The sequence below is a fragment of the Streptomyces sp. NPDC040432 genome, from assembly GCF_055595445.1.
Window position 1 is genome coordinate 132,640 of record NZ_JBVIVP010000002.1, and the last position, 20,987, is coordinate 153,626.

At 74.0% G+C, this 20,987-nt stretch carries 17 protein-coding genes; 5 read left to right on the forward strand and 12 right to left on the reverse strand.

Going from position 1 to position 20,987, the window contains the following annotated elements; all coding sequences use genetic code 11:
- Nucleotides 1-33 precede the first annotated feature (33 nt).
- Nucleotides 34-1,503 (reverse strand): penicillin-binding transpeptidase domain-containing protein, encoded by a 1,470-nt coding sequence (locus tag ACZ58N_RS04305; protein ID WP_471155457.1) that lies wholly within the window; start codon nucleotides 1,501-1,503, stop codon nucleotides 34-36.
- Nucleotides 1,500-2,867 carry an FtsW/RodA/SpoVE family cell cycle protein gene (locus tag ACZ58N_RS04310; protein WP_471155460.1) on the reverse strand — a complete coding sequence of 456 codons (1,368 nt, stop codon included), beginning with the start codon at nucleotides 2,865-2,867 and terminating at the stop codon, nucleotides 1,500-1,502. The genes ACZ58N_RS04305 and ACZ58N_RS04310 overlap by 4 nt, the downstream gene beginning before the upstream one ends.
- Nucleotides 2,868-2,979: 112 nt before the next feature.
- Between ACZ58N_RS04310 and ACZ58N_RS04315 the strand changes: the two genes are divergently transcribed.
- The 3 genes from ACZ58N_RS04315 (at nucleotide 2,980) to ACZ58N_RS04325 (ending at nucleotide 6,493) form a co-directional block, all read left to right on the forward strand.
- Nucleotides 2,980-3,381: a DUF6325 family protein gene (locus ACZ58N_RS04315; RefSeq protein WP_471155461.1), complete on the forward strand. Its 402-nt coding sequence runs from the start codon at nucleotides 2,980-2,982 to the stop codon at nucleotides 3,379-3,381.
- Complete coding sequence (locus tag ACZ58N_RS04320) at nucleotides 3,381-3,869, forward strand: hypothetical protein (RefSeq protein ID WP_471155463.1); 489 nt, start codon at nucleotides 3,381-3,383, stop codon at nucleotides 3,867-3,869. Before ACZ58N_RS04315 ends, ACZ58N_RS04320 begins: the two co-directional genes overlap by 1 nt.
- A gap of 1,472 nt (nucleotides 3,870-5,341) precedes the next feature.
- A complete protein-coding gene (locus ACZ58N_RS04325) occupies nucleotides 5,342-6,493 on the forward strand; it encodes a C40 family peptidase (RefSeq protein ID WP_471155466.1) in 1,152 nt (383 codons plus the stop codon).
- Here the strand turns inward: ACZ58N_RS04325 and ACZ58N_RS04330 are convergent.
- The 5 genes from ACZ58N_RS04330 to ACZ58N_RS04350 form a co-directional block, all read right to left on the reverse strand.
- The gene (locus ACZ58N_RS04330; protein ID WP_471155469.1) at nucleotides 6,424-7,704 is read right to left on the reverse strand and encodes a styrene monooxygenase/indole monooxygenase family protein; all 1,281 of its coding nucleotides are present in this window, start codon (nucleotides 7,702-7,704) and stop codon (nucleotides 6,424-6,426) included. The genes ACZ58N_RS04325 and ACZ58N_RS04330 overlap by 70 nt on opposite strands.
- A gap of 168 nt (nucleotides 7,705-7,872) precedes the next feature.
- Nucleotides 7,873-8,496: a GTP-binding protein gene (locus ACZ58N_RS04335; RefSeq protein ID WP_471155471.1), complete on the reverse strand. Its 624-nt coding sequence runs from the start codon at nucleotides 8,494-8,496 to the stop codon at nucleotides 7,873-7,875.
- Nucleotides 8,477-8,860 carry a DUF742 domain-containing protein gene (locus ACZ58N_RS04340; protein ID WP_471155473.1) on the reverse strand — a complete coding sequence of 128 codons (384 nt, stop codon included), beginning with the start codon at nucleotides 8,858-8,860 and terminating at the stop codon, nucleotides 8,477-8,479. Before ACZ58N_RS04340 ends, ACZ58N_RS04335 begins: the two co-directional genes overlap by 20 nt.
- Complete coding sequence (locus ACZ58N_RS04345; protein WP_471155475.1) at nucleotides 8,857-9,330, reverse strand: roadblock/LC7 domain-containing protein; 474 nt, start codon at nucleotides 9,328-9,330, stop codon at nucleotides 8,857-8,859. Before ACZ58N_RS04345 ends, ACZ58N_RS04340 begins: the two co-directional genes overlap by 4 nt.
- A complete protein-coding gene (locus ACZ58N_RS04350; RefSeq protein WP_471155478.1) occupies nucleotides 9,327-12,599 on the reverse strand; it encodes a sensor histidine kinase in 3,273 nt (1,090 codons plus the stop codon). The genes ACZ58N_RS04345 and ACZ58N_RS04350 overlap by 4 nt, the downstream gene beginning before the upstream one ends.
- 377 nt (nucleotides 12,600-12,976) lie before the next feature.
- Here ACZ58N_RS04350 and ACZ58N_RS04355 point away from each other — a divergent pair, with 377 nt between their 5' ends.
- Nucleotides 12,977-13,750 carry a protein phosphatase 2C domain-containing protein gene (locus ACZ58N_RS04355; protein ID WP_471155480.1) on the forward strand — a complete coding sequence of 258 codons (774 nt, stop codon included), beginning with the start codon at nucleotides 12,977-12,979 and terminating at the stop codon, nucleotides 13,748-13,750.
- Nucleotides 13,751-13,845: 95 nt separating this feature from the next.
- On the opposite strand, the gene ACZ58N_RS04360 is transcribed toward ACZ58N_RS04355, so the two are convergent.
- Nucleotides 13,846-14,286: a MarR family winged helix-turn-helix transcriptional regulator gene (locus ACZ58N_RS04360; protein ID WP_389711796.1), complete on the reverse strand. Its 441-nt coding sequence runs from the start codon at nucleotides 14,284-14,286 to the stop codon at nucleotides 13,846-13,848.
- A 200-nt stretch (nucleotides 14,287-14,486) separates the two neighbouring features.
- A complete protein-coding gene (gene lon / locus ACZ58N_RS04365) occupies nucleotides 14,487-16,895 on the reverse strand; it encodes an endopeptidase La (RefSeq protein WP_471155484.1) in 2,409 nt (802 codons plus the stop codon).
- 204 nt (nucleotides 16,896-17,099) lie between these two features.
- Between lon and ACZ58N_RS04370 the strand changes: the two genes are divergently transcribed.
- Entirely contained in the window at nucleotides 17,100-17,447 is a 348-nt protein-coding gene (locus ACZ58N_RS04370) for a hypothetical protein (protein WP_471155485.1), read from the forward strand.
- A gap of 132 nt (nucleotides 17,448-17,579) precedes the next feature.
- On the opposite strand, the gene ACZ58N_RS04375 is transcribed toward ACZ58N_RS04370, so the two are convergent.
- From ACZ58N_RS04375 to ACZ58N_RS04385, 3 genes are all read right to left on the reverse strand, one after another.
- Nucleotides 17,580-18,353: a DUF4097 family beta strand repeat-containing protein gene (locus ACZ58N_RS04375; RefSeq protein WP_471155486.1), complete on the reverse strand. Its 774-nt coding sequence runs from the start codon at nucleotides 18,351-18,353 to the stop codon at nucleotides 17,580-17,582.
- Between the two features lie 223 nt (nucleotides 18,354-18,576).
- Entirely contained in the window at nucleotides 18,577-19,476 is a 900-nt protein-coding gene (locus ACZ58N_RS04380; protein WP_471155488.1) for a sulfurtransferase, read from the reverse strand.
- A gap of 163 nt (nucleotides 19,477-19,639) precedes the next feature.
- Nucleotides 19,640-20,974: a glycosyltransferase family 39 protein gene (locus ACZ58N_RS04385; protein ID WP_471155490.1), complete on the reverse strand. Its 1,335-nt coding sequence runs from the start codon at nucleotides 20,972-20,974 to the stop codon at nucleotides 19,640-19,642.
- Nucleotides 20,975-20,987: the final 13 nt, after the last annotated feature.

The following is a 20,987-nucleotide window of genomic DNA, read 5'->3' on the forward strand; positions in this document are numbered from 1 at the left end:
CCGTGGCGGGCCGCGCCCGCGAGGACCGGTGCCTCAGTCCGTCGGTGGCGCCGACAGGGCCGCCTCCATCACGGCCCGCGCGATCGGCGCCGCCGCGCCGTTGCCGCTGATGCCGCCACGGTCCGCCGCCGCGTCCTCGACGACCACCGCGACCGCGACCGCCGGCTGCGGCGCCCCCTCGGCGCGGGCCCAGGAGATGAACCAGGCGTACGGGGTGCCGGCGTTGCCGACGCCGTGCTGCGCCGTGCCCGTCTTCCCGCCCACCCGCGCGCCGCGGATCGCCGCGTTGCGCCCGGTGCCGTCCTCGACCACCGCGACCATCAGCTCCTGCATCCGCAGCGCCGTGGCCGGACTCATCGCCCGGCCCAGCGAACGCGGATCACCGCGCCGAACCTGCGAACCGTCGTCCTGGGTCGTACGGTCCACCAGGTACGGGGACCTGAGCTCGCCCCCGTTGGCGACGGCCGCCGCCACCATCGCCATCTGCAACGGTGTCGCCCTCGTGTTGAACTGGCCGATGGAGGAGAGCGCCAACTGGTCCTGGCTCATGTCGGTGTCGAAGTTGGACCGCGACACCCACGAGGGCACCCGCAGGCCCGCGTCGTTGAACCCGAACCGGTCCGCCGCCTCGGCCATCCGTCGCAGCCCCACCTGGACCCCGATCTTGGCCATCACCGTGTTGCAGGACCACCGCACGGCCTCCGCCATCGACGCGTCCTCGCACCCCGTGCCCGCGTTCGGCAGCAGGGTGTGCGTCCCGGGCAACGGGTACGGGTCCGGCGTCCGGGTCGGCGCGTCCACGTCGGTCACCACGCCCGCGTCCAGCGCGGCGGCAGCCGTCACGATCTTGAAGGTGGAGCCGGGCGGGTACGTCTCGCGCAGCGCCCGGTTGAGCATCGGCCGGGACGGGTCGGCGTTCAGGCGCGCCCAGGCCGCTTCCACCGCCCCGCCGGTACCGGAGAGCACCCCGGGATCGTACGAGGGGCTGCTGACCAGGGCGAGGATCTTGCCGGTCGCCGGTTCGAGAGCGGCCACCGCACCCCGCTTGCCCGCCAGGCCCCGGTACGCCGCGCGCTGGAGGGCGGCCCGGATGGTGGTGACGGCGTTGCCGCCGCCGGGGCGTCCGCGCGAGAGGTCGTACCAGAGCGGGAAGGCGGAGAGCCCCGGGTCGGTGCCCGACAGCACGGCGTCCTCGGCGCGTTCGACGAAGCTCGTCCCGTACGTCTGCGAGGAGAAGCCCGTGACGGGCGCGAAGAGCGGGCCCTCGGTGTAGGTCCGCTCGTGGCGCAGCACCTGGCCGCTGTCCCGGGAGCCGGTCACGGGACGGCCGTCGACGAGGATGTCCCCGCGCGGTTCGGCGTAGCGGTCGATGGCGGGGCGTTTGTTGGCCGGGTTCGCGCCGTGCGCGGCGGCCTCCCAGACCTGCACCCGACCGACGTTGACCAGCAGGGCGACCAGGAGCAGCGCGCAGAAGTACGCGCACCAGCGGATGTAGCGGATCACGCGGGGTCCTCCTGCGGCTCGGGCCTGCGGGCGCTGTCGCTGAGCCGGACCAGCAGGGCGACGATGATCCAGTTGGTGACGACGGAGGAACCGCCCTGGGCGAGGAACGGCATGGCCATGCCGGTGAGCGGGATCAGCCCGGTGACGCCGCCCGCGATGACGAACACCTGGAGGGCGACGATCGAGGCGAGTCCGGTGGCGAGCAGCCGACCGAAGGGGTCGCGCAGCGCCAGCCCGGCCCGGAAGCCCCGGGACACGAGGAGCCCGTACAGGAGCAGGATCGCGGTCAGGCCGACGAACCCGAGCTCCTCCCCCGCGGTGGCGAGGACGAAGTCCGACTTGGCGGCGAAGCCGATGAGGAAGGACTGCCCGTGCCCGAGGCCCGCGCCCAGCAGGCCTCCGGCTCCGAAGGCGAAGAGGGACTGGGCCAGCTGGCCGGGGCCCTCGCCGCGCTCGATGGAGGCGAAAGGATTCAGCCAGTCCTCCACCCGACTGTGCACGTGCGGTTCGAACGCGCCGACGGCGTAGGCGCCGAGCGCGGCCAGCAGCAGCCCGATGGCGATCCAGCCGATCCGCCCGGTCGCGGTGAACAGCATGATCACGAAGAGGCCGAAGAAGAGCAGCGACGTACCGAGGTCCCGCTCCAGGACCAGCAGGCCCACGCTCAGCAACCAGATCGCCAGGATCGGCCCCAGGACCCGCCCGGGCAGCAGGCGCAGCTTCCAGAACAGGAGCCGGCCGGTCAGGGCGAGGGCGGTGCGGTTGGCGGCGAGGTAGGCGGCGAAGAACACGGCGAGCAGGATCTTCGCGAACTCCCCGGGCTGGAAGGACAGCCCCGCGAAACGGATCCAGATGTGGGCGCCGTTGACGGCCGGGAAGAACACCGGGACGAGCATCAGCGCGAGGGCGACCGTCACGGACAGGTAGGCGTACCGCTGGAGCACCCGGTGGTCCCGGAGCACGAGGACGACCAGGACGAAGAGCACCACCCCGAGCGCGGACCAGCGCAGCTGGTCGCCGGCGGCGGGCGCGCCGGGGGTGCTGAGGTCCAGCCGCTGGATGAGGACCAGGCCGAGGCCGTTGAGCAGCGCCGCGATCGGGAGCAGCAGCGGATCCGCGTACGGGGCCCTGAGCCGGACGGCGAGGTGCGCGAGCAGCGCGGCCCCGGCGAGGCCCGCCGCGTGGTGCGCGGCGGGCCGCGGGATCCGCCCGGTGGTCGCGAGCCCGACCGACAGGTAGCCGAGGACCGAGATCAGGACCGCGCCGACGAGGAGGGTGAGCTCGATCCCCCGGCGCTTGGGGGCTCGGGCATCGGGGGGCGGGGGCGGAACGGGGTCCGTCACCTTCGCCGTCAGGGCGGTCATATCAGGAAACGTAGCAAGGGAGCGGAGGGTATGTCCGCTTATGTCATAGTGTGCCGAAGAGTCGTCAGAAACGGTCAGGACGGCGTCAGTCAGGGAAGAGGGCCGCGGCGCAATGGGACCAGTCGAATTCATCGTCCTCGCCTTCCCGGAGGAGCAGCTCCGGGTGTCCGCCGTCGAGGCCGTGATGGGCCTGCGCAAGACCGGCGTGGTCCGACTGATCGACGGTCTCGTCGCCACGAGGACGGCCGGCGGGAAGGTCCTGGCGGCCGAGTTCGACGAGTACGTGGAACTCCGCGGCCTGCTGGCCGGTCGGGACGTCGCCCGCCTGATCGGACCGGAGGACGTACGGGAGGCGGCGGAGCTCCTGGACCGGGGCAGCTGCGCGCTGCTCCTGGTGGTCGAGCACGTGTGGGCCCAGGACGCGGCCGTCGCCGTACGGGCCGCGGGCGGACGGATCGTGGGCTCGGTCCGCATTCCGGCGGAGCGCGTCGAGGAACGGGTGGAGGTCGCGTGATGTTCATCCGCCCGGCAGGCCCCACCGTCACGGCCGCCACCCGCCCACCGGGCCACCCCCTCCTCCAGGGCCTGCTCCGCCGGGCGTCGGGCGCGGCGGAGTGGACGCAGGGCGAGGAGCGGGAACGCGAGCGGGAGCGCGAGGAGTGGGAACGCACGGGGTGGGGTGAGGGCACCGGGGGCACCGAGGGGGCCGCGGAGGCGCTTGCGGACCTGGAGGGCGACGCGGAGGCCTGGGGGGTGGCGGCGCGGGAGAACGGAACCGACCGGACGGACGCGGCTGCGGCTGGGGCTGGGGCTGGGGCTGGGGAGCCGAACCCGCAGCCGACCGCGTCACCGGCGGGGGCGGAGGCTGTCGCCCCGGAGCGCGCGCCAACCGCGCAGCCGGGCCTCGCGGCCGAACTCACCCAACTCGCGGCCCTGGCGAAGGAAGGCCTGCTGACCCCGCAGGAGTTCACGACGGCGAAGTCGAGGCTGCTGAGGGGCTAAGGGCTGGGGGGGGCGGGATCATCGATGAGCGGCGGGGTCCCGGGGCGGGGCCCGGCTGGTCGGTATCAGGGAGGGTTTGGTGGTTTCCCGCCGGTCTCATCGTCTCCCCGTGTCGGGCCGGTCCCTCAAGGGCGCTCACTTCGTTCGCGTCGCTTCGCGATGGCCTACGGCCACCCTTGACCGACCGACCCGCCCCGGAAAGCCGAAGACCGACGGGAACCCCCCAAAAGAACGGTCACGGGTCAGAGAGGGGAGGTGCGGGTCCCTCAGTGACGAGACGACGGGCCGGGCGCCGGCAGATCGGGCATACGGGGAGGTCGGAGAGCCTGCGGCCGGGCCACGGGCGCGGCCATGAGCCCCTGCCTGCCCGTCAGGACGAAAAGGTCGGCCTGAGGCGTAGGTAGGGGCGAAGACACGCCGGATCGTCACGTCCTTCGCTCGGTTCGGCGACCGAAGGCCGTCCGTGGCTGGACATAAGCCGCCCATGTCGTCCGTGGCGGACCAAGGCCTGCGACTGCGGCCCGCAAGTGGGATGGGAGAACACAACCCACGACCCGAGGGACTCGAAGGCCCCCACGAACGCCAGCACGTCCGCCAGGTCCGCGCACCAACCTCCCCGCTCGCGCATTCGTGACCTCACATGCCCCCTGTGCATGCCCACCGGCCCGCACATGACCACTGGCTCGCGCACGCTCACCGGCTCGCGCGTGCCCACGGACTCGCGAACGACCGGGTCCGTGGGCGGGTGGGCATGTGTGCGGGGGTGCGGGTCATGCGTCGTGGGTTTTATGTCTGTTCCTGACCCATGGCCGGTCGTCGGTCGATGAGGCGACCTCGGCCACGATCCGGGGCCGGTGCGGGCTTATGTCCGGCCATGGGCAGCTCGCAGACGCCGAACCGGGCGAAGGACGTACGAACCCGGTGCGTGGGAGCCGTCTGCGGTGCCCTGAGGTCGATTCCCTCGTCCTGACGGGCAGGCAGGGGCTCATGGCCGCGCTCGCGGTCCGGCCGCAGGCCCTCCGACCTCCCCGCATGCCCGATCTGCCGGCGCCCGGCCCGTCGTCTCGTCACTGAGGGACCCGCACCTCCCCTCTCTGACCCGTGACCGTTCTTTTGGGGGGTTCCCGTCGGTCTTCGGCTTTCCGGGGCGGGTCGGTCGGTCAAGGGTGGCCGTAGGCCATCGCGAAGCGACGCGACGACGAAGGAGGAGCGCCCTTGAGGGACCGGCCCGACACGGGGAGACGATGAGACCGGCGGGAAACCACCAAACCCTCCCTGATCCGGACCAGCAGGACCCCGCCACCCCCCGACCCCGACCCCGACCCCGACCCCACCAACAGAACACCCCCGCCGCACCCGCAGCCCCCACTCCCCGCCCCACCCCCAAACGGATGGCACCCGCGGCTCGGCGGGCCCGGCTGGGGGATTCGTCATACCGGGCGTGGCAGCATCCAGGGGTCGGAGGTGATTTTGTGACAAAACGACTGGTTCGTCTTGGGTGCATCGCGGCGGTGTTGGTCGTCGTGGGCTCCCCGCCCCGGGCCCGGGCCGAGCCCGTCGGCGAGTTGCTCGTACGGTTGCAGGGTCTCTACCAGAAGGCCGAGGAGGCCAGTGAGGCCTACAACGCCGCCGAGGTCGCCCTCAGGGCACGGCAGGACGACGAGCGGCGTCTCGGGGTCGAGTTGGGGCGGACCCGGTCCGCGCTCAGCGCCGAGAAGGTGGCCGCCGGGCGGCTGGCCCGGGAGCAGTACCAGGGCTCGCGGGAGTTCTCCCCGTACCTGCGGCTGCTGCTCTCCGGGGACCCCCAGCAGGCCGTCGACCAGCGCCGGCTGACCGCCCGCGAGGGGGCTCGGCGCGCCGGGATCGTGGCGCGGCTGGAGCGCGGTGAGAAGCAGGCCGATGTGCTGGCCGCCGGGGCGCGCAAGGCGCTGGAGGCGCAGCGGGTGCTGGCCGAGGAGCAGAAGCGACACCGGGAGGACGTCGCGGGCCGGCTGAAGGAGGTCGAGCGGCTGCTGGCGGCGCTCACGCCCGAGGAGTTGGCCCGGCTGGGGGAACGCGAGGAGGCGGTGACGGCCGGGGCGCAGCGGGATCTGCTCGGTTCGGGCCGACTGCCCGCGAGTACCGGTACGCCGACGGCGGCGGGTGGCGCTGCCCTGGGATTCGCGACGGCGCAGATCGGCAAGCCGTACGTGTGGGGCGCCGAGGGGCCGGCGTCGTTCGACTGCTCCGGGCTGACGTCGAAGGCCTGGGCGCACGCCGGGCGGTCGATCCCCCGGACCAGCCAGGAGCAGTGGGCCCGCTTGCCGAAGGTGCCGCTGGACCGGCTGCGGCCGGGGGACCTGGTGGTGTACTTCCCGAAGGCCACGCACGTCGCGCTGTACATCGGGGACGGCAAGGTGATCCAGGCTCCCAGGCCGGGAGCTTCGGTGAAGGTGTCGCCGATCGCGGCCAATCCGCTGCTGGGGGCGGTGCGACCGGATCCGGAGGGGACACCGCTGGCGGAGTTCACCCCGCCGCCGCTGCCCGGGGCCGCGACGGCGGGGGACGATTCCGGTTACTCCGCCGAGGAGGCTCCGGATGCGGAGCCGGCGGTGGAGCCGGCGGCGGCGACCTCGGCGAGGTAATCGGCCGCGTCCTCGGGGTCGTAGAAGTAGTTGTCGAAGTCGGCCGGGTTGTCGAAGCCGTTGGCGAACCGGTCGGCGACCGGCTGGAGCTGTCCGGCCGCGCCGATCAGGTTCAGCACGTGCTCCGGGGGGACGCCCAGCATGGCGTTGGTCCACTGGGTGACGGGCTTGCCCGTGGTGAACCAGTACTTGTCGAAGGTCGCCTTCATCCAGGCCTCGTCGAACGGGTTGTCCCCGTGCATGAGGATCGAGGAGAGGTACGAGGCGGCGCACTTGGCGGCGGAGTTCGAGCCCTGTCCGGTGATCGGGTCGTTGGCGACGACCACGTCCGCGACGCCGAGGACGACTCCGCCGCCGGGGAGCCGGCCGATCGGGTTGCGGACGACCGGGGGGTACCGGCCGGCGAGGGTGCCGCCCGCGTCGGTCAGTTCGGCCTTCGTCGCCCGGGCGTACTCCCACGGCGTGTGGGTCTTCATGAGCTCCAGCGTCAGCGCGAGGTGCTCCGCGGGCTCGGTGACCCCCTTGAACACGTCGATCGGACCGCCGGGGAGGCCCTCCCAGAAGAGGATGTCGGCGCGGCCGGAGGTGGTGAGGGTCGGCATGACGAAGAGCTCGCCGACGCCGGGTACCAGGTTGCAGCGGACCGCTTCGGTGTCCGGGTGCTCGGGGCGCGGGTCGAGTCCGTGCACGTAGGCGACGGCGAGGGCGCGCTGCGGGGCGTCGTGGGGGGAACGCGCCGCGTCCCGCCCGAACATCGAGACGAGTTCGCCCTTGCCCGCGGCGACCAGGACGAGGTCGTAGGTGCGGGAGAAGTAGTCGAGGTCGGCGACGGACGCCCCGTGGATGACGAGCTGGCCGCCGCGCTGCGTGAAGGTGTCGAGCCAGCCCGCCATCTTCACGCGCTGGTCGACGGACTGCGCGTGGCCCTTGAGGCGGCCGAGCCAGTCGATGGGGCGGGAGCCGTCGGGGCCGGCGACCGAGACGCCGAGGCCCTGGATCTTCGGGGCCTGGCGCTCCCAGAAGTTGATGCCGAGGTCCCGCTCGTGCTGGAGCGCGGAGTCGAACATGCACTGCGTGGACATGACCCGACCGGTGCGGATCTCGTCCGCCATCCGGTTGGACATGAGGGTGACCTCGTAGTCCTTCGCCTGGAGGCCGAGGGCGAGTTGGAGGCCGGACTGACCGGCTCCCACGACAAGTATCCTGCGCATCTCACGTTCTCAATTCGGGCTGTGGGGACCGAGGGGACGGGGACGGTATAGCACCGGACCGCGGGGACCGAAAGGTCGGCCGGAGCCGAAGGACGGACGGACCCACGGACCGGCCCCCTTCGGGCGGGCCCGCGGACGGCCCCCTTCGGACGGAACCGCCGGGCGGTCCTATTCGGGTGTCTCGTCCAGTGCGTGCCCCACCAGGGTCAGCAGGGATTCGACGACCGAGTCGCGGCGCCGCGCGTCCATGACCACGACGGGGACGCCGGGCGGGATCGAGAGGGCCTCGCGCACGTCCTCCGGCTCGTACGAGTGGGACCCCTCGAAGTGGTTGACGGCGACGGCGTACGGCAGGCCGCAGCTCTCGAAGTAGTCGAGGGCGGGGAAGCAGTCGCGGAGCCGGCGCGTGTCGGCCAGGACGAGGCCGCCGACGGCGCCCCGCACCAGGTCGTCCCACATGAACCAGAACCGTTCCTGGCCCGGCGTCCCGTACACGTACAGCACGAGGTCGTCGGCGAGGGTGACACGACCGAAGTCCATGGCGACGGTCGTGGTGCGCTTGTCCGGGGTCCCGGTCAGGTCGTCGGTGGGGACGCCGGCCTGGGTCATGACCGCTTCGGTGCGCAGCGGGGTGATCTCGGAGAGGGAGGACACGAAGGTCGTCTTTCCGACGCCGAAGCCACCGGCGACGAGCACCTTCACGGCGACGGGCGCGCGTGAGCGGTCGTACTGCCAGGGCTGGGCGGGCTCGTCGTCCACGAGGGCGGCCGGGTCAGAGACGGCGAAGACCACTGAGCACCCTTTCGAGCAGTGCGCGTTCGGGGCGGCCGGTGCCGTGCCCCGTGCCGTAGACGCGTACGCGGCCCTGGTCGGCGAGGTCGCTGACCAGGACGCGGACGACGCCGAGCGGAAGCTTGAGCAGGGCCGATATCTCGGCGATGGTGCGCATGCGGCGGCACACCTCGACGATGGCGCGCATCTCGGGCGCGCGGTCGTTCGTCGCGGGCGTGCCGGTGTCCAGGGCGGCGACGAAGGTCTCCACCAGCAGGACCTGCGTGAAGCGGGTGCGGCCGCCCGTGAGGGAGTACGGGCGGACGCGGGCGGGCCGGCGGTCGGCGCCGCGTATCGGAAGTCGGTCGGAGGCCGTACTCCTCACGGGGTCTTCTCCATCGACTGGCGCAGTTCACTGCGGACTTCGGGGGTCAGGACATGGCCGGCGCGGCCCACGAACAGAGCCATGTGGTAGGCGACGACGCTCATGTCGCAGTCGGGCGTGGCGTGCACCCCCAGCAGGGAGCCGTCGCTGATGGCCATGACGAAGACGGAGCCGTTCTCCATGGCCACCATGGTCTGCTTGACGGTGCCGAACTCCATGAGCGCCGCGGCGCCGGTGGTGAGGCTGCCGAGCCCGGAGACGATGGTGGCGAGGTCGGCCGAGGCGCCGCGGGGGCCCCTCGGGCGGTCCTGCGGGGCGTCCGTGCCTGGCTCGGAGGAGAGCAGGAGGAGGCCGTCGGAGGAGACGACGGCGACGGAGTTGACGCCGGGCACCTCCTCGACCAGGTCGGTCAGCAGCCACTGCAGGTTGCGGGCCTGGGTGCTCAGTCCGTACGTACTGGGCGCGGTCATGTGCGTGCCTCCTGTGCGGTGTCCCCCTGGTCGGTGTGACCCTGCCCCCGGTCCTGCGTACCGTCCTGGTACTGATCCTGGTACTGGTCCTGCGCGAGCTCGGCGGCGACGACGCGCCGCCCGTCCTGGGCGCCCTGGTAGAAGCCGCCGAGGCGGCGGCGCAGTTCCTCTGCGTCCACCCGGCGCGGCTCGGGACGGGGCTCGGCGGGGCGTGCCGGGCCCGCGGAGGCTCGCGGGGTGCGCTTGGGGAGTCCCTTGCCGGTGACGGCCTCGGTCACGGGGCGTCGGGGGAGGGTCTCCGCCTCGTGTCGGGGGTGGCTGCCCTGGCGGGGGACGAAGTGGTCGTCGGCGTCGGCCCGGTGGTGCGCGCCCCGGTCGGTGTCGGGGGCGGGGACGGTGTGGGTCTGCGCGAGGAGCGACAGTCCTTCGTCCCGTACGGAGACCCGCGCGGCGGCGTCGGCGTCCGGACCGGGGCCCTCCGGCTCGGGGTCCGCCACCGTGAAGGCGTCCGCGTCGGCGTCGGCGACGACGCGGGCGAGGAGCTCCTCGCCGGCTCCGGCCGCGTCCGGCGCCTCCGTTGCCGGGGCGGGCACCGTGAAGACCTGATCGGCGGGGGGTGTCTGCGCGCTCTCGTCGGCGTCGAAGGCCTCGGCGAGCGGGACGACCCGTACGGGGCTGTCCTCGTCGGCGGGCCCGATCGGCGCCGGCACCGGGTCGGGGACCGGGGCGGAGGCGGTGAAGACCTGTTCGGCCGGCGGCAGTTCCCCGGCGTCGAAGCCGTCGAAGCCGGGGAGGGGTGCGAAGCCCTCGGCGGTGTCGGCCTCGGGCACGACCCGGGCGAGCAGTTCCTCGTCGGGGCCGGCCGGTTCCGGCTCGGCGTCCGCGGCACCGGTGTCGAGGGCGTCGGCGGCGAAGGTGTCGGTGCCGAAGGCGCCGGTGTCCGTGCCGAGGGCGTCGGCCCCGGTGTCGAACGGTGCCGTGCCCGACGGTTCCGTGTCGAAGGGCTCGGTGTCGACGGCCCCGGTGTCGAAGGCCTCCGCCAGCGGGACCACCCGCGCCGGCGCCTCCACGGCGGCGGCCGTGTCGGGGTCGGCCGTGTCGGGCTCCGTCAGCTGTGCGGGCTCGGCGGGCTCGGCGGTGTCGTGCTGCGGACGCGGCCGCGGCGGCAGGGTGTTCTCGTTGGCCTCGGCGACCACGCCCGGCAGCCGGAACGCCGGCATGCCCGGCTCGGCCAGGGTGTGGACGGCGGTGGCGGGGGCGCCGGCGGGGAGCAGCGTCGCGGGGACGACGACCAGGGCCTCGGTGCCGCCGTGCCGCGCGGCGCGCAGCTCGGCCGTCACGCCGTGGCGGGCGGCGAGCCGGCCGGCGACGTACAGGCCGAGGCCGAGGCCGTGTTCGGCCTCCGGTTCCTCGTCGTAGGCCTCCGGACTGGCCAGCCGGGCGTTGAGGGACTCCAGGCGGTCCTCGGTGACGCCGATGCCGCAGTCCACGACGGACAGGACGACCTCGCCGGAGTCCTGGAGCCGGCCGGAGACCTTCACCTTGGCGTCCGGCGGCGAGAACGTCGTCGCGTTCTCCAGGAGTTCGGCCAGGACGTGCGAGATGTCGTCCGCGGCGTGACCGGCGACCTGGGTGTACGAGGGGAGGGCGGCCAGCTCGACGCGCTCGTAGCGTTCGATCTCGCTGACGGCCGCCCGCATGACGTCGACGAGCGGCACGGGCAGGCTCTGGCCGTGGCCGTGTTCCTGTCCGGCCAGCACGAGGAGGTTCTCGTTGTGGCGGCGCATCACCGTCGCCAGGTGGTCCAGCTTGAAGAGGGTGGCGAGCCGGTCCGGGTCGCCCTCCTTGGACTCCAGTTCCTCGATGACGGCCAGCTGGCGCTCGACGAGGCCCAGGGTCCGCAGCGACAGGGAGACCGAGGTGGTCGACATGATGCGGCGGTGCTCTTCGAGGCCGGCGCGCAGTGCGGCGAGTTCCTTCTCCAGCGCCTCGCGGCCCGAGGCGAGGGCCTCGTTGCGGCCGATGAGGCGTCGCCTGTCGGCGTCGAGTCCGGCGATGCGGGTGTGCAGGGCGACCGTCTGGTCGCGCACGGAGTTGAGGTGGCGGACGACTTCCGCGAACTCGTCGTTGCGGCCGGTGAAGCGGACCGGCTCGACGGAGCCCTCCGCGGTCGACAGTCGTTCCGCGCCGCGGCGCAGTACGGACAGCGGCCGGGTGAGGGAACGGGCGACGGCGGTGGAGAAGCCGATGACGAACAGGAACAGGACGCCGAGTGCGGCGACGACGAGTTCCAGGCGGGTCACGTCGTCGTCGCGCTGGGTGGCGAGGGCGGTGGCCCGGGTGCCCGCGAGGGTGGATTCCACGGACCGCATGCGGTCGATGCGGGCGGTGAGGGCGGTGCCGACGGCGCCGGCGTCGACCTTGCGGTCGGCGGGTGTCAGCGTGGGCCGGTCGGTGAGCCGCTTGAGGTAGTCGTCGGCGGTCTTGACCTCGGGGCCGGTGACGGTGACGGCGAGGGTCTCGCGCACGTCGGGCCGGGCGATGCGCGCGAAGTCGTCGAGGGCGGCCTGTTCGCGGACGCGGGCGCGCTGCGAGGCGGTGGTGAGTTCGTCGACGACCGGCGCGTTGGCGGGCTGGTCGCCGCGGGGGACGGCCAGCGCGGCCAGCAGCAGTCCGCGGGTTGCCGAGGCCTGTTCCACGGCTCGGCCGAGGGGGACGAGGGGGCGCGTGGTGCCGAGGGCGGCCTCGGCGCGCGGCGGGGTGAGTTCGACGAGCCGGTCGCCGGGGGCGAAGAGTTCGGCGAGGACGCCGGCGTAGGCCTGGTGGGCGGCGAGGGCGGTGCCCTTGCCGTCGACGGCCTCGGCGCGGACGGCCTGGATCTTGCCGAGGGCGCGCGCGAGTTCCTCGTCGGCCTCGGTCCGGACCTCGGCGAGCTGCCGGTCGGTGCGGGCGGTGCGTTCGTCGACGGGGCCCTTGCCGGCGCCGGGCCGGCCCTTGGCCACGTACTCGACGACGGCGTCGCGCTCGTCACCGAGGAGGTGGGTGAGGGTGAGGGTGTGCCGCGTCTGCTCCGCGAGGGTGACCAGGCGTTGTGAGTCGTTCAGTTCCCTCGTGGCGGAGACGACGGCGGGTGCGCCGGCCGCGAGGACGGTGAGTCCGGCGACCGCCACACCGATGACCAGCCTGCGGCGGACGCGTACGCGCCGTCCTGCCTTGGCGGGTCCGTCGGCGCTGGCGGTGCCGTTCTTCCGAGACCGCTTCTTCTGCACCGGTGCTCGCAATCCTGTACGTGTGCTCGTGCTCGTCTACTCGTGTGGCCGAGGTAACGGCCGGTCAACAAGTAAACGCCCCCTGCCCCCTCGTACCGCCTCAGACCTTTGCAGTGTGATGCGAAGAGAGCCGCACATCGCCCACCCGGCCACTCGAAGGAGTGAACATCACGGAGGAGTGGCCGACCAACTCGGGCACCCCGTGTCAGGGGCCGGTCGTGGACGGGTGGTTGAAAGATCGAGCCGGGCTTTGGCACTATGCCCGCCCACATCGCCACGGCGTACCGGCGGGCGGGCCGTTCGGGGTACGCCACCCCTCCCCCGTATTGGTATGGACCTCCCTGCGCGCGAGGGGGTCCGGCGGGCAGAATGCCCCCATGCGCATCGACCTCGCCACGGCCCCCGGCGACCCGGAACGCCCCAATGAGGACTGGCTGTCGGCCTCGGCGCCCCCTTCGGGCGGCGGCGTCCTGGTGGTCCTGGACGGAGTCACCCCGCCGCGCGGCGGCGACGGTTGCGTGCACGGCGTGCCGTGGTTCTCGGCGCGACTCGGCGGCCGATTGACCGAACTGTCCGGATCGCGGCGGGACATGCCGCTGGACCGGATCCTGGCGCTGGCCATCGGCGACACCGCCGACGCACACCGGTACACCTGTGACCTTTCTCACGCCCGGACCCCTCAGGCGACGGTGGTGCTGGTCCGCTGGGACGGGTCCTGCGTGGAGCACCTCGTCCTGTCGGACTCGGTGCTCCTGCTGCGCGGAAAGGACGGCCGGGTGTCGGCGGTGCTCGACGACCGGCTCGACCGCATTCCGGGCGAGATCCGTCGGTCGGTCGCGGCGACGGACGCGCTGCGCAACGCCGAGGGCGGGTTCTGGACGGCCGCCGCGGACCCCGCCGTCGCGGACCGGGCCGTCACCGGGCGCACCCCGCGCGAGGAGGTCGTGGCGGTGGCCGCGCTCACGGACGGGGCGAGCCGCTGGACGGACACGTTCGGGGAGGGCGACTGGGCGGCCTGCCTGGACGTGCTGCGCGAGGAGGGCGCCGAGGGGCTGATCGGGCGGGTGCGGGCGGTCGAGTCCGATCCGCTGCGCCCGGCCGCCCGGCACAAGCGGCACGACGACGCGTCCGCGGCCTACGCGGAGCTGTAGCGCCGGGCGGGGCCGGAGCCGGCCCGGCGGACCCACGGCTGCCCGGTGGCGGGCCGGGTGGCGGGTGGGCGGTGGGCCGGGCGGTGGGCCGGGCCTCACTCCTCGCCGGAGTTGAGCTGGCGCAGGAGTCTGGCGAGCTCCGCCACTTCGCCCCGGTCCCAGTCCGCCAGCTTGCGCATGTACTGCTCGCGGCGGGCGCCGCGGACCCGCAGGAAGCGGTCCCGGCCCTCGTCGGTAAGGCCGACGAGGAAGGCGCGGCCGTCGGCGGGGTCCGGCTCCCGGGCGACGAGGCCCAGTACCTCCAGGGCCCGCAGCTGGCGGCTCATGGTGGCCTTGCCGACCCCGAAGTAGGCGGCGAGTTCGGTGGCCCGCTGCCGGCCCGCCGCCTCCAGTCGGACGAGGAGCCCGTAGGCGGCGGGCTCCAGTTCGGGGTGGAGGGCGCGGGCCATCTCCCCGGAGGAGGCCCGGGCACGCCGGAGGAAGACGGACAGCTCCCGCTCCAGGGCGAGGAACTCCTGGTCTTCACTTCCGTGCACGTCCGCTCCCGTTCGGTGGTGTGTGTGCGGCACCGGTGTGGCCGCCGTCCTCGGCCGGGGTCCCTCGCTGACATCTTTGTTCGAGACCCGCTGCGCGGGCCCCAGTATTTCGCAGCGGAGGCCGCGAGGGCCCGGGGCCCCGCCGGAGCGGGTCCCGGGCCCTCGTTCGGGCGGTGGTCGGGGGCCGGTCGGGCGACCGGTCAGGCGACCTTGGTGAAGGCGACCTCGGCGGGGGCGAGCGCCAACTCCAGGACCTGGCGTACGTCCGTCACCGGGTGGACTTCCAGACCCTCCAGCACCTCCGCCGGGACGTCGTCGAGGTCGGCCTCGTTCCGCTTCGGGATGATCACCGTGGTCAGTCCGGCCCGGTGGGCGGCCAGCAGCTTCTGCTTGACCCCGCCGATGGGCAGGACCCGTCCGGTCAGGGAGACCTCGCCGGTCATCGCCACGTCGGTGCGGACCTGCCGGCCGGAGAGCAGCGAGGCGAGGGCCGTCGTCATGGTGATGCCGGCGCTGGGGCCGTCCTTGGGGACCGCGCCCGCCGGGAAGTGGATGTGGACGCCCCGGTCCTTCAGGTCGGCGACGGGCAGCTCCAGTTCGGCGCCGTGCGAGCGCAGGAAGCTGAGGGCGATCTGCGCCGATTCCTTCATGACGTCGCCGAGCTGGCCGGTGAGGGTGAGCCCGGCGGCCCCGGTCTCGGGGTCGGCGAGCGAGGCCTCCACGAACAGCACGTCCCCGCCGGCCCCGGTGACGGCGAGGCCGGTGGCCACGCCGGGCACGGCGGTGCGCCGCTCGGCGGGGTCCTGCGCGGACTCGGGGACGTGGTGCGGGCGTCCGATGAGCGCCCGCAGGTCGTCGGGTCCCAGGGTGAGCGGCAGGTCCCGCTCCCCCAGTTCGTTCTGGGACGCCACCTTGCGCAGCAGGCGGGCGAGGGACCGCTCCAGGGTGCGCACGCCGGCCTCACGGGTGTACTCCCCCGCGAGCCTGCGCAGGGCGGCGTCCTCGATGACGACCTCGTCGGCGCCGAGGCCCGCCCGCTCCAGTTGTCGGGGCAGCAGGTGGTCGCGTGCGATGACGACCTTCTCGTCCTCGGTGTACCCGTCGAGGCGGACGAGTTCCATGCGGTCGGCCAGGGCTTCGGGGATGGCTTCCAGGACGTTGGCGGTGGCCAGGAAGACGACGTCGCTCAGGTCCAGTTCGACTTCGAGGTAGTGGTCGCGGAAGGTGTGGTTCTGGGCCGGGTCGAGGACTTCGAGGAGGGCGGCGGCCGGGTCCCCGCGGAAATCGGAGCCGACCTTGTCGATCTCGTCGAGGAGGACGACGGGGTTCATGGACCCGGCCTCCTTGATGGCGCGGACGATCCGGCCGGGGAGCGCGCCGACGTAGGTGCGGCGGTGGCCGCGGATCTCGGCCTCGTCCCGCACGCCGCCGAGTGCGACGCGGACGAACTCGCGGCCCATGGCGTGCGCGACGCTCTCGCCGAGGGAGGTCTTCCCGACGCCGGGCGGGCCGACGAGGGCCAGTACGGCCCCGCCGCGACGCCCGCCGACGACGCCCATGCCGCGCTCGCCGCGGCGCTTGCGCACGGCGAGGTACTCGGTGATGCGGTCCTTCACGTCGCTCAGCCCGGCGTGCTCGGCGTCGAGCACCGCGCGGGCGCCGCGGATGTCGTAGGAGTCCTCTGTGCGCTCGTTCCAGGGCAGTTCGAGGACGGTGTCGAGCCAGGTCCGGATCCAGGAGCCCTCCGGGCTCTGGTCGCTGGAGCGTTCGAGCTTCTCGACCTCCTTGAGCGCGGCCTCGCGGACCTTCTCGGGCAGGTCGGCGGCCTCGACGCGGGCGCGGTAGTCGTCGGACTCCTCGCCGTCCTTCTCCCCGTTGATCTCACGGAGTTCCTTGCGCACCGCCTCCAGCTGGCGGCGCAGGAGGAACTCGCGCTGCTGCTTGTCGACGCCGTCCTGGACGTCCTTGGCGATGGACTCGGCGACGTCCTGTTCGGCGAGGTGTTCGCCGAGCCACCGGACGGCGAGGCGCAGCCGGGCGACGGGGTCGGCGGTCTCCAGCAGCTCCACCTTCTGGGCCACGCTCAGGAACGGCGACCAGCCGGAGTTGTCGGCGAGCGCGGAGACGCCCTCGATCTGCTGGACCCGGTCGACCACCTGCCAGGCGCCGCGCTTCTTGAGCCAGCTGGTGGCGAGCGCCTTGTACTCGGTGACCAGCTCGGCGACGGCGCCGGGCAGCGGGTCGGGCTCCTGCTCGTCGACGCTCTCGCCCTCCACCCACAGGGCGGCGCCCGGCCCGGTGGTCCCGGCGCCGATGCGGACGCGGCTCCTGCCGCGGATCAGGGCGCCGGGGTCCCCGTCGGAGAGCCGGCCGACCTGCTCGACAGTGCCGAGCACGCCGGTGCCCGCGTACGTCCCGTCGACCCGCGGGACCAGCAGGACCCGGGGCTTCGCGGCCCCGGCGCCGGTGCCGGCCGCGGCCTGTGCGGCCTCCACGGCGGCGCGGACGTCGGCGTCGGACAGGTCCAGCGGAACGACCATCCCCGGCAGCACGACCTCGTCGTCCAGCGGCAGCACGGGCAGGGTGAGCGGTACGGACGTCGAAGCCATGATCTTCCCTCCGGCAGTGAACTTGAGCTATGCCGACTCAATGCACGTGAGTCCCCCAATGTTCCCCAACGGGCGTTCGCCGGGGGCGAACGGCTGTCCGGGGCGGGAGCCCAGGGCTTCGAAGTTCCTGATCCAGCGTTGAGGGGCTCGCGCCCGGCCGTGACAGTGCATGAGGCAATTGCCCCTCAACGGATGGGATGCGCAATGCGCACATTGGCTTCAGGACTCGCCACGGCGACGCTCGTGGGTGCGACCCTGCTCGGTGCCGGCCAGGCGAACGCGGCCTCGCCGGTCACCGCGGCACCGACTTCCGCGGCGGCCACTCCCGCACCGAGCTGCGTCAAAGGATCGGGCACGGCCATCCTCATGAAGGTCGTGACCGTCTGGATGACCAACAACTGCACGACCACGCAGCGGGTCACGCCGACGTGGACCAGCACGATGGATCCGGCGCCCGGCTGTTACGAGATCCAGCCGGGCCAGGAGGCGGTCTTCCAGCGGTCCATGCCGTTCGCCTCCGCCTACCGCTTCACGGGCCTGGTCACCTGCTGAACCCCGCACGCCGGTCGACCGGCGCGGGTCGGGCCGTCGTCCCTGGTGGGCGGCGGCCTCCGCGCCGCCGGGGGCGGTTCGCGTTCCGTGAGGGGGCGCGGTGGGTGGAGCAGGGCTCCTCGTGGCGGTGGCTCAGGTCAGGGCCGAGGCCCTCACGTCGCCCGATGTCGTTTCGAGGCGCAGCCGGGAGGGTGCGGCCGGGGCGTGGGGCAGGGTGATGTCACGGTCTCCGGAGGTGCTGGAGCCGGACAGTTGGTACGGAGCCGGCGGGACGCGCAGCGTGACGTCCCCCGAGCCGGTGACGGCGCTCACCGAGACCGGCACCGTCGTGAAGGCCAGGCGGGCGTCGCCCGATTCGGAGCGGACGTCGGCCTCGGGGCCGGACAGGGCGTCGGCGGTGATGGATCCGGAGGACGTACGGATCCTCAGCGGGCCCGCGATCCGCTCGGCCCGCACGTCCCCGGAGTCCGAGGTCAGCTCGGCCGCCGCGACGCCCGACACCGTGATGCGGCCACTGCTGTTGCCGATCTTGACCTTCGCGGAGGCCGGGACCTCCAGCCGGTAGTCGACGTAGCAGCTCTCCGCGCATCCGGTGGTGAAGGTGAGGACCCCGTCCGTCACCCGCTGACCGGGGTCGGGCGGGGTGTCCCCGCGGTAGCGCACGGTCCGGTGGACGACGACCCCCGGCCCGGTGCCCGGCGTCACCTCGACGGAGCCGTGCCGCCCGTCCGTGACCTCGACGGCCGTGACCGCCTCGGCGACGGTGGCGTCGGCGGACGCGGTCCTCATGTGGATCCGGTCCCCGATGCCGTCGACGGAGCACCCGGCGAGGAGGAGGAGCACGGCGGCCGCCGTGGCGCCGACCGTCTTGCGGGCGAGCAGGGCTGATGCGGTTTCGGATGCCATGCGGAAAAGTCTGTCGATCCCGCGCTCCCGGCACGCTGGTGCCGGTACCCGGGCGCGGGGTGGGGTTATCCCCCGCGAAGGCCGGCGGAGCCCGCCTCCGCCGGGGCGCCGGGAGCCCGTCACGGAGGGCGGGCCCGGCCGGACGGCGCGTCGGGCGCCCCCGGGGCGGCTGCCCGGATCGGCCGGCGTGCGCCCCGGATCGGCCGGCGGGGACGGCCCCGGATCAGCCGCCCGACGGGCCTCCGGTCCGCACCGGTCGCCGCCCGGCCGGGTCGCCCCACTCGCTCCACGAGCCGTCGTACACCGCCAGGTCCCGGTACCCGGCCAGGGTCGCGCCGAGCGCGAGGACGCAGGCGGTGACCCCGGATCCGCAGCTGAAGTAGAGCCGCTCCCGGCTGCCCGTCAGCGGTGCGAAGGCCGCCCGGAGTTCGTCCGCGGCCAGCATCAGCCCGTCGGGCCGCAGCAGTTCCCCGAAGGGGAGGTTCACCGATCCCGGCATGTGGCCGCCGCGCAGGCCCGGGCGGGGCTCGGGGGCGGTTCCGGCGAACCGGCCCCGGGTGCGGGCGTCGAACACGGTCGCGGCCGGGTCGGTGAGGGCCGCCGCGACGGTGTCGGCGTCCACCACCAGCCCGGGGCGCGGTCCGGCGGTGAAGGAGCCGGGCGGACCGGCGTAGTGCGGTGGGACCTCCTCGACCGGCAGGCCGGCGGCGGTCCAGGCGGGCAGGCCGCCGTCCAGGACGGCGACCCGGTCGAAGCCCATCGCGCGCAGCATCCACCAGGCGCGGGCGCTGGAATGCATGCCGGCGCCGTCGTACACGACGACGGTGTCGGTGTCGTCGACGCCGAGGTCGCGCATCGCCGCGGCGAACTCCTCGGGGCCGGGCATCGTGTGCGGGGCGGCGGCCGTGTGGTCGGACAGGGCTCCGTCGAGGTCGAAGGGCCGTGCTCCCGGGATCCGGGTCCGCGCGCCCCGGTGGGCTCCGACGGAGGCGTCGAACACCACCGGCCCGTTCCCGCCGAGCCGTTCCGCGAGCCATGCCGCCCCGACGAGGGGCCCGGGCAGGTCCACGCCCCCGGTGCGGGCGGCGGGCGGGACGGGCGTGGGTTCCGCTGACGGTGACACGGGCGACTCCGGGGGATCGGCTGGGAGCGGAGGCGCGACGGCGGCCCGCCGCGCGGCGTGGTCGGACCATCCTCGCGCCCGACGCCTCGGGGGGCGCGGGGTTTTCCGCCGCGGGCGGACGCCCGCCCGGCCCCGGGGCGCGCCGCCCGCCCCGCGCCGGGCGTCAACCGCAGTCACCCGGGCGGGCGTACACCGCGACGCGCGCCCCCCGCACCGGGGTCATCGAGCACAGGGTGAAGGAGGACGCCAGGGCTTCGCGCTTGGCGGCTTCGTGCGGGTAGGGGTCCAGGGGCTGTCCGACGGGGTCGAGCAGGGCGATCACCCGGGGGGAGGCGGCCAGCGCGGCGCGGATGGCGTCGGGGGTGCGCTCGGTGCCCTGGAGGCTCCGCGAGTCGGCCGGGGTGCGGTCCAGGGCCACGTCGCGCAGGCCGGCGTACGCGTCGGGCGAGGACAGGAGCCACTCCCGCCGCCGGGAGGGCATGAAGAGGACGGCGTCGCCGGGCCCGGCCCGTTCCCGGACGGCGGCGGCCACGGCGAGGACGTCGTCCTTGCGGCTGTCCGGGGTCCGCAGCCACGCCGACCACATCCCGAACGGCACGGCCAGCGCGGCCACCAGCAGCCACGGCAACGCGCCCCGCGCCCGCGCGAGCCGTGCGCCGGCGAGCAGGGCGAGGCCGGTCAGGGAGTAGAGGACGTACCGGTCGACGTACCAGGGGTGGACGAGGGAGACGGCCATCAGGAGTCCGGGCGGGAGCAGCGCGAGCGGTACGGCGACCCGTACGAGGTCCCGTTCGCCGGGCGGGGCCTTGCGCGCGAGCAGCAGGACGGCGGCCGTCAGGACCCCGTACGCCGCCCAGTCCTGCCAGGACGGCCGGCCGAGCCAGCCCAACTGCTGCTGCGCCTGCCGGGCGCTGACCACCGCGAGCGGCAGCAGTCCGGCGACGACCGCGGCGGCGCTCCACCGCCAACCGCGGACGTACCGGGCGGCGGGGGCGTGGGCGAGCAGCGCGAGGACGGCGAACTCGTGCAGCCAGCAGCCGAGGAGCAGCACCGCGGCGTAGGCGGTCCAGCGGCCGCGGAGCATCAGGTACGTCGCCCAGATCACGGCGGCCGCGACGAGGGCGTACGAGCGCCCCTCCTGCGCGTACATCTGCACGGGCGGCAGGAGGGCGTAGCCGGTTCCGGCCACCAGCGCGGCCCGCTCGCCCACCGTCCGACGGGCCACCGCGGCCACTCCGGCGGCCGCGAGGGCCGTGCCGGCGACGGAGGGCAGCCGCAGCGCCCACAGGCCGCCGTCGCCGAGGGCGAACACGCCGTGCATCAACAGGTAGTGGAGGCCGTGGACGGCGTCGACCTGCCCGAGGAGTTCCCACAGGCCGGTCAGGGGCCGGTGGGCCACCTGCCACGTGACGGATTCGTCCCGCCACATGCTGCCGCCGCCGGGGCCGCGGCGCAGGCCCCAGAGGCCGAGGAGCAGGGCCACCAGCGGGGGGAGCACGCGCCAGGGGGCG

Coding starts and splice junctions, on each gene's coding strand:
- ACZ58N_RS04310 (WP_471155460.1), bottom strand. CDS start 2,867: ATGACCGCCCTGACGGCGAAGGTGACGGACCCCGTTCCGCCCCCGCCC.
- ACZ58N_RS04315 (WP_471155461.1), top strand. CDS start 2,980: ATGGGACCAGTCGAATTCATCGTCCTCGCCTTCCCGGAGGAGCAGCTC.
- ACZ58N_RS04320 (WP_471155463.1), top strand. CDS start 3,381: ATGTTCATCCGCCCGGCAGGCCCCACCGTCACGGCCGCCACCCGCCCA.
- ACZ58N_RS04330 (WP_471155469.1), bottom strand. CDS start 7,704: ATGCGCAGGATACTTGTCGTGGGAGCCGGTCAGTCCGGCCTCCAACTC.
- ACZ58N_RS04345 (WP_471155475.1), bottom strand. CDS start 9,330: ATGACCGCGCCCAGTACGTACGGACTGAGCACCCAGGCCCGCAACCTG.
- ACZ58N_RS04355 (WP_471155480.1), top strand. CDS start 12,977: ATGCGCATCGACCTCGCCACGGCCCCCGGCGACCCGGAACGCCCCAAT.
- lon (WP_471155484.1), bottom strand. CDS start 16,895: ATGGCTTCGACGTCCGTACCGCTCACCCTGCCCGTGCTGCCGCTGGAC.
- ACZ58N_RS04370 (WP_471155485.1), top strand. CDS start 17,100: ATGCGCACATTGGCTTCAGGACTCGCCACGGCGACGCTCGTGGGTGCG.
- ACZ58N_RS04375 (WP_471155486.1), bottom strand. CDS start 18,353: ATGGCATCCGAAACCGCATCAGCCCTGCTCGCCCGCAAGACGGTCGGC.